Annotated in this window: 16 protein-coding genes; 6 read left to right on the top strand and 10 right to left on the bottom strand. The window is 65.9% G+C overall.

Annotated elements, in window-relative coordinates; translation table 11 throughout:
- Nucleotides 1–83 precede the first annotated feature (83 nt).
- From LDH74_RS07435 to LDH74_RS07425, 3 genes are all read left to right on the top strand, one after another.
- Nucleotides 84–1,517 (top strand): FAD-binding oxidoreductase, encoded by a 1,434-nt coding sequence (locus LDH74_RS07435; protein ID WP_226041878.1) that lies wholly within the window; start codon nucleotides 84–86, stop codon nucleotides 1,515–1,517.
- Between the two features lie 61 nt (nucleotides 1,518–1,578).
- On the top strand, nucleotides 1,579–2,571 hold the full coding sequence (cofD, locus tag LDH74_RS07430; protein ID WP_226041877.1) for a 2-phospho-L-lactate transferase: 993 nt from the start codon (nucleotides 1,579–1,581) through the stop codon (nucleotides 2,569–2,571).
- 1 nt (nucleotide 2,572) lies between these two features.
- Nucleotides 2,573–3,334, top strand: a complete 762-nt coding sequence (locus LDH74_RS07425) for a tRNA-dihydrouridine synthase (RefSeq protein ID WP_226041876.1) — start codon at nucleotides 2,573–2,575, stop codon at nucleotides 3,332–3,334.
- Nucleotides 3,335–3,352: 18 nt separating this feature from the next.
- Here the strand turns inward: LDH74_RS07425 and LDH74_RS07420 are convergent, their stop codons facing one another.
- The 8 genes from LDH74_RS07420 to rpl7ae all read right to left on the bottom strand — a co-directional run bounded on the left by LDH74_RS07420 (nucleotide 3,353) and on the right by rpl7ae (nucleotide 9,827).
- Entirely contained in the window at nucleotides 3,353–3,517 is a 165-nt protein-coding gene (locus tag LDH74_RS07420) for a hypothetical protein (protein ID WP_226041875.1), read from the bottom strand.
- An 82-nt stretch (nucleotides 3,518–3,599) separates the two neighbouring features.
- Nucleotides 3,600–6,692, bottom strand: coding sequence for an FAD-binding and (Fe-S)-binding domain-containing protein (locus LDH74_RS07415; RefSeq protein ID WP_226041874.1), 3,093 nt, complete (start codon nucleotides 6,690–6,692; stop codon nucleotides 3,600–3,602).
- A gap of 189 nt (nucleotides 6,693–6,881) precedes the next feature.
- Nucleotides 6,882–7,484: a superoxide dismutase gene (sod, locus tag LDH74_RS07410; RefSeq protein WP_098726846.1), complete on the bottom strand. Its 603-nt coding sequence runs from the start codon at nucleotides 7,482–7,484 to the stop codon at nucleotides 6,882–6,884.
- Nucleotides 7,485–7,700: 216 nt separating this feature from the next.
- Nucleotides 7,701–8,120, bottom strand: coding sequence for a hypothetical protein (locus LDH74_RS07405; RefSeq protein ID WP_226041873.1), 420 nt, complete (start codon nucleotides 8,118–8,120; stop codon nucleotides 7,701–7,703).
- Between the two features lie 263 nt (nucleotides 8,121–8,383).
- Nucleotides 8,384–8,848: a nucleoside-diphosphate kinase gene (ndk, locus tag LDH74_RS07400; protein WP_098726848.1), complete on the bottom strand. Its 465-nt coding sequence runs from the start codon at nucleotides 8,846–8,848 to the stop codon at nucleotides 8,384–8,386.
- Nucleotides 8,845–9,225, bottom strand: a complete 381-nt coding sequence (locus LDH74_RS07395) for a 50S ribosomal protein L24e (RefSeq protein WP_226041872.1) — start codon at nucleotides 9,223–9,225, stop codon at nucleotides 8,845–8,847. The genes ndk and LDH74_RS07395 overlap by 4 nt, the downstream gene beginning before the upstream one ends.
- A 3-nt stretch (nucleotides 9,226–9,228) precedes the next feature.
- Complete coding sequence (locus LDH74_RS07390) at nucleotides 9,229–9,453, bottom strand: 30S ribosomal protein S28e (RefSeq protein ID WP_006184658.1); 225 nt, start codon at nucleotides 9,451–9,453, stop codon at nucleotides 9,229–9,231.
- An 11-nt stretch (nucleotides 9,454–9,464) separates the two neighbouring features.
- Nucleotides 9,465–9,827, bottom strand: a complete 363-nt coding sequence (gene rpl7ae, locus LDH74_RS07385; RefSeq protein ID WP_098726850.1) for a 50S ribosomal protein L7Ae — start codon at nucleotides 9,825–9,827, stop codon at nucleotides 9,465–9,467.
- Between the two features lie 315 nt (nucleotides 9,828–10,142).
- Between rpl7ae and tmcA the strand changes: the two genes are divergently transcribed.
- Nucleotides 10,143–12,443, top strand: coding sequence for a tRNA(Met) cytidine acetyltransferase TmcA (tmcA, locus tag LDH74_RS07380; protein WP_226041871.1), 2,301 nt, complete (start codon nucleotides 10,143–10,145; stop codon nucleotides 12,441–12,443).
- 546 nt (nucleotides 12,444–12,989) lie between these two features.
- Here the strand turns inward: tmcA and LDH74_RS07375 are convergent.
- A complete protein-coding gene (locus tag LDH74_RS07375; protein ID WP_226041870.1) occupies nucleotides 12,990–13,730 on the bottom strand; it encodes an SDR family NAD(P)-dependent oxidoreductase in 741 nt (246 codons plus the stop codon).
- 182 nt (nucleotides 13,731–13,912) lie between these two features.
- On the opposite strand from LDH74_RS07375, the gene LDH74_RS07370 reads away from it, so the two are divergent.
- The gene (locus LDH74_RS07370; protein WP_226041869.1) at nucleotides 13,913–14,398 is read left to right on the top strand and encodes a DUF456 domain-containing protein; all 486 of its coding nucleotides are present in this window, start codon (nucleotides 13,913–13,915) and stop codon (nucleotides 14,396–14,398) included.
- A gap of 44 nt (nucleotides 14,399–14,442) precedes the next feature.
- On the top strand, nucleotides 14,443–14,613 hold the full coding sequence (locus LDH74_RS07365) for a hypothetical protein (protein WP_226041868.1): 171 nt from the start codon (nucleotides 14,443–14,445) through the stop codon (nucleotides 14,611–14,613).
- 80 nt (nucleotides 14,614–14,693) lie between these two features.
- On the opposite strand, the gene LDH74_RS07360 is transcribed toward LDH74_RS07365, so the two are convergent.
- Entirely contained in the window at nucleotides 14,694–16,415 is a 1,722-nt protein-coding gene (locus LDH74_RS07360; RefSeq protein ID WP_226041867.1) for a glutamate--tRNA ligase, read from the bottom strand.
- Nucleotides 16,416–16,490 lie beyond the last annotated feature (75 nt).

Genomic DNA, 16,490 nt, shown 5'->3' with positions numbered 1-16,490 from the left:
GTGAACTTCCGACATATCTGCCGGATGGATCGTCGTGTTGGATTGACTACTGGTTTATCTCCGGCGAACGCGTACGTTGCTATATGGGTTCACTACACAAACACCGCGGCGAGGTGGCGCTCGAGGCGCTTCCGGACGACGCTGTTCGATCCCTCGTCACGCGATTCCACGGTGACGTACTGCGCCCGTCCGACGAGGGCTACGAAGACGCTCGAGCGGTCTGGAACGGCATGATCGATCGGTATCCCGCGCTCGTCGCGCGCTGTGCCGGCGTCGCCGACGTCGTCGCGGCCGTGAACTTCGCCCGCGACCACGACCTGCCCCTCGCGGTGCGGGGCGGCGGGCACAACGTCGCCGGGACGGCCGTCTGCGACGGCGGTGTCGTCGTCGATCTCGCGGAGATGAACGGCGTCCGGGTCGACCGCGAGGAGGGGACCGTCCGCGCCGAAGGCGGGGCGACGCTTGGCGACGTCGATCGGGAGACGCAGCGCTTCGGCCTCGCGACCGCCCTCGGCGCGGTATCGCAGACGGGGATCGCCGGGCTCACGCTCAACGGCGGCTACGGCCACCTGAGCCGCGAGCACGGGCTGGCGCTGGATAATTTGGTCAGCGTCGATATCGTGACGGCCGACGGACAGGTGCGAACCGCCAGCGAAAAGCGGAACGAAGACCTGTTCTGGGCGGTCCGCGGCGGAGGCGGCAACCTCGGCGTCGTCAGCGCGTTCGAGTACGATCTCCACGAGGTCGGCCCGGAAGTGTACGCGTTCTTCGTCTGGTTCCACGGCGACGACGCCGACGCGGCGCTGGCGGCCTTCCGCGAGTGGACCGAGACCGCGCCCCGGAACGCGGGCGTCCTCGCCTTTACCGCCCACGTCCCCGAACTCGAGGAGTTCCCCGAGAGGACGTGGGGCGAGCCGGCGGTCGCGTTCCTCGGCTCCGCTCGCGGCGACCTCGAGGAGGCGCCAGCCGTCTACGACCCGCTCCGCGAGGTCGCGACGCCCATCGCCGACATGAGCGGGACGATAGCCTACGTCGACCTTCAGTCGATGCTCGACGAGGACTACCCGGACGGGCTGCGGTACTACTGGAAGTCCGTCTTTCTCGAGGAACTCACCGACGAGGTGTTCGACCTCATGGTCCGGTACAACGACTCGGCCCCGTCGGGGCTCTCGACGATCGACTGTTGGCATCTCGGCGACGCGGTCGCCGACGTTCCGCGGGACGCGACCGCGTTCTGGCACCGGGACAAGCCGTACATGCTCACCGTCGAGGCGAACTGGGAGGAGCCCGATGACGACGACGCGAACGTGAACTGGGCCCGCGAGGTGTTCGCCGACGTGCAGTCACTGCCGATCGCCTCGGGCCGCTACGGCAACTTCCCGGGAATGAACGAAGACCCCGTGAAACTGCTCTACGGCGATAACTACGACCGACTGGTCGCGGTCAAGACGACATACGACCCGGAGAACCTGTTCCGATCGAACGCGAACGTCGCGCCGCGAACGACCGGTGCCTGACGGCACCGGCCACCGCGAGCGGCCGAAAGCGATTAAGTAGCCTCGCTCGAGAGTTGTGCGTATGGTAACCTTCCTCTCCGGGGGCACCGGAACGCCGAAGCTGTTAGACGGCGCCGCTGCCGCGTTCTCGCCGGAGGAGACCACGGTCGTCGCCAACACGGGCGACGACATCGAGCTCGGTGGGCTCTTCGTCTCGCCGGACGTCGATACGCTGCTGTTCCAGGGTGGTGGGATCCTCGACCGCGAGACGTGGTGGGGAATCGAGGGCGACACGCATCGGACGAACTCGGCGCTGCTGGACATCGCGTCGGCCGCCGGACTGCCGGAGGGACCGCAATACCTCTCCGAGGAGAAACAGACCGACGGCCGACGGCTCGCGAACTGGCGGCGCTTTTCGGGGGTCGCGGAGTTCATGACGATCGGCGACCGCGACCGGGCCGTTCACATCACGCGGACGAGTCTCCTCGACGAGGGGAAGACGTTGAGCGAGGCGACCGAGCGGCTCGCGAGCGCGTTCGGACTCACGATCGATCTCCTCCCGATGAGCGACGATCCGGTCGCCAGCCTCGTTCATACTGACGAGGGGCTCATGCACTTTCAGGAGTTCTGGGTCGCCCACCGGGGCGAGCCGACCGTCGACACCGTCGAGTTCCGCGGCTCCTCGAAGGCCGAGCCGGCGCCGGGCGTGCTCGAGTCGCTCGACGACACCATCGTCATCGGCCCCTCGAACCCGGTCACCAGCATCGGTCCGATGCTCTCGTTGCCGGGCGTGGCGGACGCGCTCGCCCAGACGACGGTCGTCGCCGTCTCGCCGTTCCTCGGCGACGACGCCTTCTCCGGACCCGCCGGCGACCTCATGGCGGCCGTCAACGCGGAGCCGAGCACCGAGGGACTCGCGACCGCCTACCCGTTCGCGGACGCATTCGTGGTCGACGCCGAGGACGACGCCGACTTCGACCGGCCGACGATCCGAACCGATATCAAAATCGACTCCCGCGAGGACGCCGTGCGCGTGATCCGGGCGGTCGACGACGCGATCGATCGCGTGAGCTGAGATGACCGGACATGCCTCGTTCGCGCCGCCGCTCGCGCTCGCGAGCCTCAGCGGTGAGGCCGACGCCGACTGGGCGCGGGCCGGTGCGGCGGACGCGGGTGCCGCGTTCCTCGGCGGGATCGCTCTCGACGCCGACTCGAGAGCGGCCGCGCGCGACCTCGTCGACCGGGATCGGAACGAGTTCCTGCCGGACGATCCGCTGGCGTTCATCGACCGCGAACTCGAGGCGCTGGCCGACGTTCCGATCCAGCCGGCGTTCAACGTCCGGAGTGCGACCGCCGAGCCGATCGCGGCGGCCGCTCGCGTCTGCCGGGACCGGGACGCCTTCCTCGAGATCAACGCTCACTGCCGACAGGACGAACTCTGCGCCGTCGGCTGCGGCGAGACGCTCCTGCGGGACGGCGACCGGCTCGCGAGATACGTCGACCGAGCGACCGAGACGGGCGTGACCGTCGGCGTGAAAGTCCGCGCCGAGGTTCCCGGCGTCGACCTGCCGGCACTGGCTCGAGACCTCGAGCATGCGGGGGCCGACTTCGTCCACGTCGACGCGATGGACAGCGAATCGGTAATCGCCGACGTGGTCGACGCGACCGACCTGTTCGTAATCGCCAACAACGGCGTCCGCGACGACGAGACCGTCCGCGAGTACGTCGAGTACGGTGCCGACGCGGTCAGCGTCGGTCGACCCAGCGACGATCCGAGAGTGCTCGAGCGAGTTCGCGCGGCCGTGGATCGGCAGTTCGGGCTCGAGACGGTTCACTAGTCGAGTTCGCCGGAACTGCTACGCGTCGGTCAGCTCCGGCCGAAGTTCGAGAACGAGTCCGACCGCGCCGACGAGCAACGCGAAGACCATGATCGCACCGCCGGTTCCGTCGACGCTGAGCTCGAAAATGCCGCCCATCAGCATCACCAGTATCGCGAACCGCTGGAGCGCAGCGCCGATCATGACGGTACGAAACGAAGATCCGATCAAATACCTTGTGATTCTAACGTGTCCGATCGATCGTTCCAGTCAAATGGCGTTCCGGTCAAAGGGCGCGAGCGAGCAGTTCGACGGGATGTGCCGGCCGATCGTACCCCTCGAAGTCGCCGATCTGCGTCCGGCAGGAGGTTCCGGGAGCCACGACCGTCGTTCCGCCGCGTTCGCCCGTCTCTGCCCCATCGCGCGTAGAGCCGCGGTCCCGACTCTCCTCGAGTTGGTCCCGCAGTAACGAGCCGATCGCCTTCGAGAGGTCGTAGTGTTCGGCTTCGTAGCCGAAACTGCCGGCCATACCACAGCAGCCGGAGTCGACGGGATCGACGGCGTAGCCCGCGCGCCGAAGCACACCGACAGCGTGGTGGTCCGCGCCACGAGCCTTCTGGTGGCAGTGGCCGTGGAACGTCAACTGCGCCGCTGTAGTCTCGGCCTGGTCGAACGACAACTCCTCGTCCAGCCGGTTCCGATCGAGGTACTCGCAGACGCCGAAGGCGTTCGCCGCGAGCGTATCGACCCGGTCATCCGCGAGCAGCGAGCGGTACTCGTCGACGACCATCGCGGCGTCGGAGGGTTCGACGAACAGCACCGACCAGCCGCGCTCGAGATAGGGCTCGAGGTCCTCGAGTAGCGTCTCACCCTGTTCCGCGGCGACGTCGAGCATCCCCGTGGAGTACGCCGCGCGCCCAGTCGGCCCGAGATCGGGAATCGCGACGCGGATGTTCGCGGCTTCCAGCACCTCGACGGCGGCCTTCCCGAGCGCCGGATTGGAGTAGTTGGTGTCCGTGTCGGGGAAGAGGACGACGCCCGCAGTAGCCGACTCGGAATCGACGCGGGGGCCTCGCTTCGCGAACCAGTCGACCAGCGACTCCCGCTGAAACGTCGGTAGCGTCCGGTCGGCTGCGATCCTGGCCGTCTTCTCGAGTATCGTCCGCGCACCCGGCAGTTTCGTGGCGCGGTTCGCCAGCGGCGCGAATGTACTCCCCAGCGCTGCCAGCCGGTCGATATCCGCGAACAGCCGCTCCCGGTGGCTCGTCCCCTCGCGGTCGTGGTACTGGTGTTTAACTTCGGCCTTGAGCTTCGCGAGGTCGACACCCGTGGGACAGTCGCTCTGACATCCCTTGCAGCCGATACAGAGGTCGAGCACCTCCTCCTGGAACCGCTCGCCGTACAGCTCCTCTGGCTCGATCTCGCCGCTGATGGCCGCCCGGAGCAGGTTGGCCCGCCCGCGCGTCGTCGCGATCTCCTCCTCGGTCGCCCGATACGTGGGACACATCACGTCGCCGTCGGTCTGCCGGCAGGTGCCACAGCCGTTACAGAGTTCGACGAGGTGCGAGAAGCCGCCTTCGTCGTCGAAGTCGAGGGTCGTCCGCGGCTCGAGAGAGGCGTAGTCCGGGCCGTATCGCAGGTGTTCGCGGATGTCCGTCGGATCCTCTTCCCGGTAGACGACCTTGCCGGGGTTCATTCGCCAGTCCGGGTCGAAGGCAGCCTTGAGGTCCTGAAAGGCAGTCCAGAGGTCGGGGCCGTACAGCTTCGGGTTGAACTCCGTCCGCGCGAGGCCGTCGCCGTGCTCCCCGGAAAAGGAACCGTTGTGCTCGGAGACGAGGTCGGTGACGTCGTCGGCGATCGCGCGCATCTTCTCGACGTCGCTTCCCTCCTTGAGGTTCAGGACCGGCCGGATGTGGAGCGTGCCGACTCCCGCGTGTGCGAAGTACGCCGCCGTGGTGTCGTGGGCCTCGAGGATCTCCTGAAATCCCGCGACGTACTCGGCGAGTTCCTCGGGCGGGACGGACGCGTCCTCGACGAAGGGGTACGGCTTCGGATCGCCCTCCATGCTCATCAACAGCGGAATCGCGGCCTTCCGAAGCTTCCAGAGTCGGTCCTGCTCCGCGGGGGCAAACGCCTCGAGCGAGTCGAACGCCGCTCCGTCGTTCACAAGCCGGGTCGTCGCTCCAGCGATCGCTTTCGGGAGGTCGTCGACGACCTCGGAGTCGAACTCGAGCATCAGCGCCGCTTCGGTCCCCTGGGGAATCGGTTCGGCGTACTCTGCGTACTCCGCCGACTCGGCGGCCAGCCGGAACACCTCCCGGTCCATCAGTTCCACCGCGCTGGCCCGACGTTCGAGGGCTTCGGGAACGGCAGCCAGCGCCTCGAGCAGATCGTCGTAACAGCAGACGGTGAGCGCGGTCTCATCCGGTCGGGTCACCAGCGACAGCGTCGCTTCGACGACGACGCCGAGCGTCCCTTCGGCCCCCACGAGCAGTTTAGAGAGGTTGATGATCCTGTCGCTCCCCTCGCGGGCGTCGCTCGCTCCGGTTTCCGAGGCGTCGACGGCCGCCTCGCCCGCCGGTTCGGTGCGGATCACTTTCTGCAAATTGTACCCGCTGACGCTGCGTTTGAGCTTCGGATACCGCGCCTCGATCTCCTCCGCGTTGTCCTCGACGAGCGCTCGTACCGTCCGGTAGATCGCGGCCTCGCGGTCGTCTTTCGAGACGATTCGCTCCCACTTCGGTCCGTCGAGGACGACGTCTCGAGTCCGGATCAGGGAGCCGTCGGCGAGGACGACTTCGCACTCCTCGACGGAGGCGTCCGTGATACCGTAGCGCACCGAGTGTGCGCCCGTCGAGTTGTTTCCGATCCCGCCGCCGATCGTGGCCCGGTTCGAGGAGGCCGGATCCGGAGGGAATTTGAGGCCGTGGGGCTCGAGCGCGGCGTCGAGATCGTCCTGTACGACGCCGGGCTGGACGACGGCGGTCCGCTCGTCAGGGTCGATACGCCGGACGTCGTCCATGTGTCGCGACAGATCGAGGACGACACAGCCCGGGCCGACGGCCTGCCCCGCGAGCGACGAGCCGGCTCCGCGCGGCAGAACTGGCGCGTCGTGGTCGGCCGCAACACGCATCGCTGCGCGAACGTCGGCAGTGTCTCGCGGGAAGACGACGCCCGCGGGCTGTGCGCCGTAGATGCTGCCGTCCGTCGCGTAGAGGACACGCGTGTACTCGTCGAATCGCACGTCGCCGTCGCAGGCGGCCCGAAGGTCGGCCGCGAGGGCCGTTTCGGGTTCTCGTTCCGTCTCGAGCGCCGATCCCCATCGCTTTCGGTCTCGATCCTCGACCGTCGTACCGATGCTGCGATCCTCGGCGACCATGTGGGATGTGAGATCGTCCCGCACGAAGTTAAACGATGGTAGTCACTCACAGGACGTGCGGGGCAGGCGGTCGCGAGAATCTGACGGGCTGCGGGACTCGAACGAGCTGCTCGACGGAGAGCGACCGCTGTCGGTCACTGTTCACCGAGAAAATTCCGGGTTGACTGGCTCGTCTTCTGGCCGACTGCCCTACTCGAAGTGGCCGAGACAGGTCTGGTACTCCTCTTCGGCCTTCTCCCAGTTGACGACGTCGAAGAAGGCGTCGATGAAGTCTCCGCGGTCCGGTCCGTAGTCGTAGTAGTAGGAGTGTTCCCAGACGTCCAGCGCGAGGATGGGGTGAGAGCCCCAGAGTGCACCCTGGTCGTGCTTGTCGACCGCGACGTTGCGAAGCTGCTTGGAAACCGGGTCGTACACGAGCAGTGCCCAGCCACCGGCGGCACCGGCGGCGGCCTCGAACTCGCCCTTCCAGCCCTCGTAGGAACCGAAGTCCTCCTCGATGCGGTCGGCGAGGTCACCCTCCGGCTCGCCGCCGCCGTTCGGGGACATGTTCTCCCAGAACAGCGTGTGGAGATAGTGTCCACAGCCGTTGTGGGTGACGTTCTTGAGGGCTCCAGGCGTGGAGCCGAAGTCGCCCTCTTCGCGGTTTTCCGCGAGGGTCTCCTCGGCGGAGTTCAGGCCGTTTACGTAGCCCTGATGGTGGGTGTCGTGATGCCAGGTCAGTACCTGTTCGGACAGTGCCGGTTCGAGTGCGTCGTAATCGTACGGAAGCGGTGGAAGTTCGTGATCAGCCATAGTATGCACCTCACGTTTTGTATCGGTATCTCGCCTGTTAAGTTTTGAGGAGTGAGACGATATCACACCTCATCGACCGACGGCCTCTGCGTCGTGCGATTTACCGACACCTCAGTCGATTCACAACGAATGGGTTATTAAAGCTTTCAGCGATCGGTGGCTGCCCACTCCCCCAGTTGTCGTTCGTGGCTGCCGGTCAGTTCGGTATCCCCGCGACTACGCCGTTTCCTTGTGCTCTGCATGCTCGAGCCACTCCTCGACCGACGGCTGGCTCCAGTAACGTACCGTCTCGCTCCGTGTATCGTGCTCTAGGATTCCCGCATCCTCGAGTTTCGGAAGGTGGATGTGCTGGAGTTCCATTCGCACGCTCGCTCGTTGGTCCGCCGAGCCGTCCTCCGGATCGTGACCGGATACCGTCCCCGTCTTAGCCGTCATCTCCTCGTCGGTGCCAGTCGATCGTTCGAGGGCGATAACGTTCTTCGTGAGCTTTTCGATCGTCGCGACGCCGTCCGGCTGATCGTTCAGATAGTACAGCGCGTATCGCCGTCGGCTGTCGGAGAGGAGATCGAAAACGAGATCCAGCGACGGTGTCGCGTCCGGCGCCATTGCTGTCGCCTCTCCCTTCGTTTCACGCATCCACGAACCACCTACCGTGTGTTACCATTCGAAACCACCATGGGCCTCTACTACAGCCGACACATTAGATGTTACGTCTACCTAGAAAAATAGATGTATTAAATACATCATTTTTTCATAATAGGATAATAGGAATGATGACGGAACGGGATCTGCTGATACACGTTTCGACCGTCACCGAACGATGGCAGTCACCGATCGGTCGGAGCACATTCAGTTGAGCGGACCGACACGATCAGGACTCGTCGACCGATCGAGACCGGTTACTCGTAGAGCCACTCGGCGTCGTGTTGATCGTAGTCGATCAACTCGTCGTCGTCGAAGTGGATCCCGATTTCGCGCTCGTTCGCACCCTCGTCCTCGTGGTCTGCGGCGTGAACGACGTTCCGACCGAGATCGAGCGCGTAGTCGCCTCGAATCGTTCCAGGAGCGGCCTCGAGCGGATCGGTCTCACCGATCATCTGGCGGACCTGTCGAGTCGCGTCCTGTCCCTCCCAGACCATCGGGACGACCGGCCCCGAGGTGATGAAGTCGACGAGGTCGTCGTAGAACGGCTTGTCCTCGTGTTCGCCGTAGTGTTCTTCCGCCCGCTCGCGGGGCATCGTTTCGACTTTGATACCGACGAGCTTGAGCCCGCGGTCCTCGAGTCGAGAGACGACAGTTCCCACGAGTCCGCGTGCGAACGCGTCGGGCTTGACCATCACGAACGTACGCTCGTGATCGCTCATGCTTCCTCGGCCTCGGTCTCTTCAGCGTCGGTTTCCTCGGCTTCGGCGTCGGTCTCCTCGGTTTCGTCGTCGGCTTCGTCCCCAGCGGGCACGTCCGCCGCCGCTTCGTCGTCGGCTTCCGTCTCGAGGTCCTCGTCTTCGTCGGCTGGAACCTGCTCGGCCTCCTCGTCGGCAGGTGCGTCTTCCTGCGTGGGACCCTTGCCGCGACGACCGTCTTCGGTCCACTCGAGGTCGCGCGGTTCGCGCCCGAGCTTGAAGTTTTTCTCCGCCTTGGAGTCGACGAAGTGGAGCACGGTACCGTTCGTCTGGACGTACATAATGCCCGTGCCGGGTTCGATCTCTTCGCCAGTGTAGTCGCAGGTACGTTTCTCGACCATTGGTTATTGTCCTCCGATGGAGTCCGCCTCACGAGCGGTCTCGCGAAGCTGGAGTACGTCCCCTTCGCGGACCGGCCCGAGGCAGTTTCGGGTGATGATTCGTCCCTGATTCTCGCCCTCCTTGATCCGGCACTTGACCTGCATGGCTTCGCCGTGCATGCCGGTCTTACCGACGACCTCGATGACCTCGGCGGGCGTAGAGCCGCTTTCTTCCTCTTCAGCGCTCATCTCTGATCACCTCAGTCGAGGTCCTCGACCTTGTCGGCGATGTCCTCGACGTCGTCTTCGGCTTCGCCGGCGTCGACGATCGCCGCGGCGGCCGAGCCGACCTCGAGGCCGGCGGCGTGGCCGACGTCGTCCTGCGTCTCGATAAAGACGACAGGAATACCCTTCTCGTCTGCGAGTTCAGGGAGATGCATGACGATCTCCTCGGGGGAGACGTCTTCGGCGACGTAGACGAGCTCGGCGTTGCCGCGCTCGATCGCCTTCGTCGTTTCGTTCGTTCCTTTCTTTACTCGACCGGTGTCTCGTGCGACCTCGAGCGCCTCAAGGGCGTCGTCGGCGAGGTCGGCTGGGATGTCCGTAGTTACGTAAACTGACATTGGTTGTTCACCTCTCCTACACGTGGGCTCGCGCTCCCCTGCCGTCCGGGCACTGGGTACCCGTGCCGGGCGGATCCCGGCGGAAGTCCTGTGAAGCTAGGAGCATCATCAACCCCGCGTAGGGTGTACACTCGAATAGCGCTGCCCCCCTTAAAAGCGTGTTCAAACACGTGAGGCTGTGGGACGCCACCGCACGGATCGTTCGACCTCGTGAATCCTCCACTGCAAACGTCCGTACATCAATCTAAACTGACAACCACACGGCTGGCCGTCCCGGGTCGGAGCCTATTACTCCCGAGGCACCAAGCCGAACGCATGAACGTCGATCTCGTCGGACTCGCCGAGTCGCTCGCCGAGGAGGCGACACGGGCGAACGAACGACGGCTGCTGGTGCTCGCGGGCGATCGCGAGCGGGGGTACGACGCGCTCGAGTCGATCCTCGATACGCTCCCGGTCGGGATCACCGAGACGACGCTCGTCGGTCCCGACGACCGACTTCGCTGCGAACGGATTCCGCAAGTCAACGCGGGTGACCTCCTCGGGACCACGCGGGACGTAATCGCTATCGACGCTCACGAGGAACTTCAGCCGAACGCGCTCGGGAAAGTCGTCGGCGCGGTCGACGGCGGGGGACTTCTTTTCTTGCTCACCCCGCCGCTCGAGGCGTGGCCGGACCGCCGCGACGGATTCGACGCTTCCCTCGCCGTCCCGCCGTTCGAACTGGACGACGTTACCGGTCGGTTCAGACGCCGTCTCGTCGAGACGCTGCGGGAACACCGCGGGATCGCCATCGTCGACCTTGATAGTGATCGGCTCGAGGTCGACGGATTGACCGACCCGGCCCCGCGGCTGGCACCGAAGACGCCGACTACGCCTCCGGACCACCGGTTTCCGGCTGCCGCCTACGAGGCCTGTCTCACGGCGGATCAGGCCCATGCCGTCGCCGCGTTCGAGTCGCTGTTCGAACGGGGGCAGGCCGTCGTCCTCGAGGCCGACCGCGGCCGCGGCAAGTCCAGCGCGGCGGGCTTGGCCGCGGGCGCATTTGCTATCGCCGGCGAGGACGTCCTGGTAACCGCTCCCGCAGCGCGTAACACGTCGGAACTGTTCGACCGAGCGGGCGAACTCTGCGAACGCCTCGAGGACGATACCACGACCGTTGAACCTCGCCGAATCGAGACGGGTGTCGGTGGCTCGGTCGAATTCCGCGAGCCCCCCGACGCGATCGCGGAACTCGAGTCGGCGGACGTCGTCGTCGTCGACGAAGCCGCTGCGCTCCCGGTCGCCACCCTCGAGTCGCTACTGACGGCCGATCGCATCGCGTTCGCCACGACGATTCACGGCTACGAGGGAGCCGGTCGGGGGTTCTCGGTCCGATTCCGGGATCGGCTCGCCGAGAGCGACCACGCCGTTACCGACTGCACGCTCGTGGAACCCATCCGGTACGCGGCGGGCGATCCGATCGAGGTGTGGGCCTTCCGTGCGCTGTTGCTCGACGCCCGCCCACCGGTCGAGCCGCTCGTGGCCGACGCCGCACCCGAGACCGTCGACTACCGGCGACTCGAGCCCGAGAACCTGCTCGCGGACGAACGCCTGCTTCGGGAAGCCTTCGGGCTGCTCGTCCTCGCACACTACCGGACCGAGCCGAACGACCTCGCTCGATTGCTCGACGCGCCGAACCTCGAGGCCCGCGCGCTCACCCACGACGGTCGCGTCGTCAGCGTCGCGCTGCTCGCACGCGAGGGGGACCTTCCGGCGGAGACCCGCGCGATGATGTACGAGGGCGGCCGCGTCCGCGGAAACATGCTGCCCGACATCCTGACGAGTCAGCTTCGGGACGAGGCGGCGAGCGAGCCGGCGGGACTCCGCATCGTCCGCATCGCGACCCACCACACAGCGCGCTCGCGGGGGCTCGGCTCACGGTTGCTCGAGCGCGTTCGCGAGGAGTTTACCGAAAGCGCTGAGAACGACGGTCGAGATCGCAGCGAGGGTGGCGACGACGCCGCAATCGACTGGCTCGGGACCGGCTTCGGCGCGACCCCCGGCCTCCTCGAGTTCTGGCGCGAGAACGGCTACCGGACGGTCCACGTCTCCACGACGCGCAACGCCGCCAGCGGCGAGTACTCCGTGCTCATGCTCGCGCCGACCAGCGACGCGGGCCGGGCGTTACGCGACCGCCACGCTGACTGGTTCGTCCGGCGGTTCGCTGCGCTCAGTTCGGACGCACTCGAGGACCTCGAGCCCGATATCGCCCGCGCGGTGCTCGGAAGCGTCGACGACGCCGGACCGCCGCTCGCGCTGACCGACCACGAGTGGCGCGTCGTCGCGGGTGCCGCCTACGGACCGGGCCTGTTCGACGTCGATCCCGGCCCGTTCAGACGCCTCGTCGTGCGGTATTTCGTCGACGACCCCGCTACCGTCGACCTGACCGGTCGCGAGGAACGACTGCTCGTCTCGCGCGTCCTCCAGGGACGGGACGCGGAGAGCATCGCCGAACGGCTCGAGTACCACTCCTCGGGACAGTGTATGCGGGCGCTCGGCGACGCGTTCCGTCCGCTCGTCGATCAGTACGGGACGGACGCGGCGCTCGAGGTTCGGGAGCGATTTGACGATGCGTGATTTCGATCCCGCTGCGATCGATGAGAGAAACGGAGGGGAGACGCTCAATATACCGTACCGTCGTATCGCACCAAACTGATCAACTGCCATGCGGTGGCGCACGCTGTGCCGCGGTGAACTGCGAGGCCTGAACGAAGTGAGGGCCTCGATGGTGTGAGCAGTGACCGCAGGGAACCGCGAACCACTGTGAACCGCGGCTCGAAGCCGTGCGAGGTCTTCGCGAACTCGTGAGCGAAGGCTTGTCAGAGCTTGCTCTGACAGTGGATGAGCGAAGGAACGAAGTGACTGAGCGTTAGCGCGGAACCGAAGGTTCCGCGAACCATACGAACGGGCAGAGCGCGGCGCTACGCGCCGCGACCGTCGAGGCGGTTTCACCGCCTCGCAGCGCCCGTGAGTAGAAATCGGCTGGGGAGGGTGTGGCGATTCCCTGTTGCCACGATAGCAGGACGCTTCGTCGCCCATAATCCTATCAGAACCCACTGGTCTATTCACTGGGACACTGAACGCGCCTCGAGCATCGAACTCACAATGCCTCGAGCGTCGGTCTCACAACAGCCGTCGAAGCAGCCGTTCCGGAGCCAGATCGAGAACCCACGCAATAGCTCGCCAGCGCCGAGTGACGTAGGCGTGGGTTCGTTTCTTCGCTATCGCTCGAGCGATCTGTTCGGCCGCCGTCTCGGGCGAACACTCCCAGAACCCGCCCATCGAGAGCTCGGTGTCGACGAACCCCGGTTCGATGGTCGTGATCGTCACGTCGGCGTCGCGGTCGGTTTGTCGGTACCGCAGCCCCTCGAGGTAAGTCGACACGAACGCCTTCGAGGCGTTGTACGCCGGTGCGTCGTCATTGCCGACGTGAGCCGCGACTGAGGAAAGTCCCACGAGGTGGCCGTCCGCCTCGCTCGCGTGGTCCGGGTTGCGCTCGAAGTATTCCATCGCGGCCGTCGCGACGGCCGTACAGCCCCGGACGTTGACGTCGATCGTTCGCTCCTCGGGTTCCCACTCGAGGTCGCGATTGCGGGCCGCGGTCCCGGCGCTGATGACGACGAGGTCGACCGACGGCATCGCCTCGGCGAGTTCGAAAAAGCCCGCTCGAGCGTCCTCGGTCGCGGTGACGTCCATCGTCGCGACGTACGATTTCGTCGGGAGGTCCGCGCCGATCCGCTGCATCCGTTCCGTTCGCCGGGCCGCCATGCCGATCTCGTAGCCGTCGTCAGCGAGTCGACGGGCCAGCGCCTCGCCGATACCCGACGACGCCCCGACGATGATGGCTCCGCGTTGGTGGGTCATATCCCACACGTTCGGTCCTCGATACGTATACTGTTCGCTGTCTGCCCACAACCGACTCCCGACGACCGGCTCCCAACGACCGACTCCGCTGGCACCCCGTGGACCCGTGAAATCGTTTGAGTAACTGACATACCAGTACCGAAGGCAGTACGCCTTTGTTGCGGTCCGTTGTCACCGCCGGTATGGTCGACGTCGTCACCGTCGTCGCGGTCGCGTTGCTCGTGGGTGCCATCGTCGGAGCCGCCGTCCCGATGGTCCCGAGCGGCCTCCTTTCGCTCGCCGGACTCGGCGTCTACTGGTGGGGTGCCGGACTCGAGGAACTGAGCGTTCTCACCTTCGCCGTCCTCATCTTCATCGCCGTTATCACGACGCTCGTCGATTTCTTCGGCGGCTCGATCGCCGCCCGGGCCGGCGGCGCGTCCTGGCTGACGACCGCAGCCGCGGCTATCGTCGGTATCGTCCTCATGATCGTCACCGGCCCGCTGGGACTGTTGGTCGGCCTCTTCGGCACCGTCTTCGTCCTCGAGTTCGTTCGCAACGGCGAACTCGAGGGGAGCACGCGATCGGCGGTCTATACGACGATCGGCGTCCTCGCGTCGACGGCGGTGCAGGTCCTGCTGACGGTATCAATCTTGCTCGGATTCCTCGCGGCCGTCTTCCTCCTGTAATCCCGGGGAAACACTGAAGCCGTGGGTGTCGTTGACACGACTAGATGAATTGCGCCGAGGCCGACTGCGAGCGCCCCGCCGCGGTCGAGTTGCATATCCCCTGGGACGAGAACCGACTCGTCTGCGCCGCCCACGCTCGCGTGCTGGGGCGTCAGGACGGCGTCGTGGCCGATCCGGATCCCGAGCGGGGCGACGATCTGCTCGAGGAAGGGTAATCCGCCGACTTTCGATGTGAGAGCACCAAAACGGGAACCGATCGGTTCGGGGGCGGTCGCTCGACGAGCGACGGACCCGTTCAGGGATGCGCGTAGTACGCGACCGTCTCCTCGTCCTCCTCGTCGTGCCGATCAATTCTCGCGAACCCAACCCGTTCGAACTGCACCATCTCGTCGCTCTCGAGATCGCCGACGCCCGGTTCCGCGTGCCCCCGAACGTCGCCCTCCATCGTCCGCATGCGGACGGGGACGCGCTCGTCGGCCGGCACCCAGTGGACGACGTCCACGTCGCCCTCGCGGACGACCTCGATGTCCTCGCCCGTATACTGGAGGACGTCGCGGGTGAACTGGAAACATCCCAGCCCCTTGAGCCAGATGCGCTCCTCGCGCCCGGGGAGGTCGTCGGGCTCGAGCATGACCGAATCGCCGACGGGGATCTCGCGAACGCCGCGCTCCTCGTGGTTGGGATGGAGCGGCGGCGTCCCCACCTCGGGCGGGCTCCCGCCGAGGGGGATCTGGTTGCCGTCGCGAACGAGGAATCGGCGGTCGGTCTCCTCGTCGATCAGGTCGCGGTTGTTTGCGTAGATCGAACTCATCGCGAGATCGACATCGGTGGTCGAGGTGCCGAGCCCGGTCATCGCCTCGACGATGGCTTCGCCGCGGATGCCGCGCCGGCGAAGGCTCTGCAGCGTCGGCGCACGCGGGTCGTCCCAGCCGTCGAGTTCGTCATCGTCGATCAGCGCCGAAATCGTCGACGTGCTCATCTTCACGTCGTAGTCGTCGAGTTGGACGTGGCCCCAGTGGATGACCTCGGGGTAATCCCAGCCGAAGTAGTCGTAGACGAACTGCTGTCGTTTGGCCGAATCCTGCAGGTCGATCCCGCGGATGATGTGCGTGATCTCGAGCAGGTGGTCGTCGACCCCCGACTGGAAGTCGAGCATCGGCCAGCAGCGGTAGTCGCTGGCCTCCTCGCGGGGGTGTGGCGTGTCGATCATCCGGAAGGCGACCCAATCGCGCAGCGCCGGGTTCTTGTGTTCGATGTCGGTCTTGACCCGCAGGACCATCTCGCCGCTGCTGTACTCGCCTTCGAGCATGGCCTCGAACTCCTCGAGGACTGTTTCAGCGTCCTTGTCGCGGTGGGGACAGGCTTCGGCCGAGTTCTTCAGGTCCGAGAACGCCTCGCCCGAACACGAGCAGGTGTAGGCCCCGCCCATCTCGATCAGGTCGCGGGCGTGGTCGTAGTAAGTCTCGAGGCGGTCGCTCGCCCTGTAGGTCGCGTCCGGCTCGAAGCCGAGGTAGTCGAGGTCCTCGAGGATCGCGTCGTAAGCCTCGAGATCCGGCCGCTTGGTCTCGGGATCGGTGTCGTCGAAGCGCACGCAGAACCAGCCGTCGTAGCGCTCGCGGTAGGTGCCGATGACGGCGGGCATCCGGGCGTGGCCGACGTGCCACGGGCCGTTCGGATTCGGTGCACACCGCATCCGGATCTCGTCGTCGTCCGCCTTCGGCAGCTCCGGCAGGTCGTGTTCGTCTTCCTCCTCCTCGGCCTCGATTTCGGCGAGTTCCTCGGGTGCGAGTTCCTCGAGCCGTTCGCGTTTGTCCTCGTAGTCGAGGTCGTTCATTCGACCCACGACGCCGCCGGCGATGCCCGGAATCTCGTCGCCGTGCTCGCGAAACTCGGGGTTGTCGCCCATCAGCGGCCCCATGATGGCACCGACGTCGGCGTCGCTCTCGTGTTTGACGGCGTTCAACAGCGCGTGTTTTTCGACCTCGCGTTCGACGCGCTCGCGTAACTCGTCGTTCATTACCGGGCGGTAGTCGCGCCCGTCCCAAAACCTTCGCGATTCGCCGTCTCGTCCGGTTCGGTCCGGTCAGGTCTT

It is taken from the genome of Natrinema sp. DC36 (genome assembly GCF_020405225.1).
In the GTDB taxonomy this organism is placed as follows: Archaea; Halobacteriota; Halobacteria; order Halobacteriales; family Natrialbaceae; genus Natrinema.
This window is presented reverse-complemented; position numbering and strand designations above follow the sequence as displayed.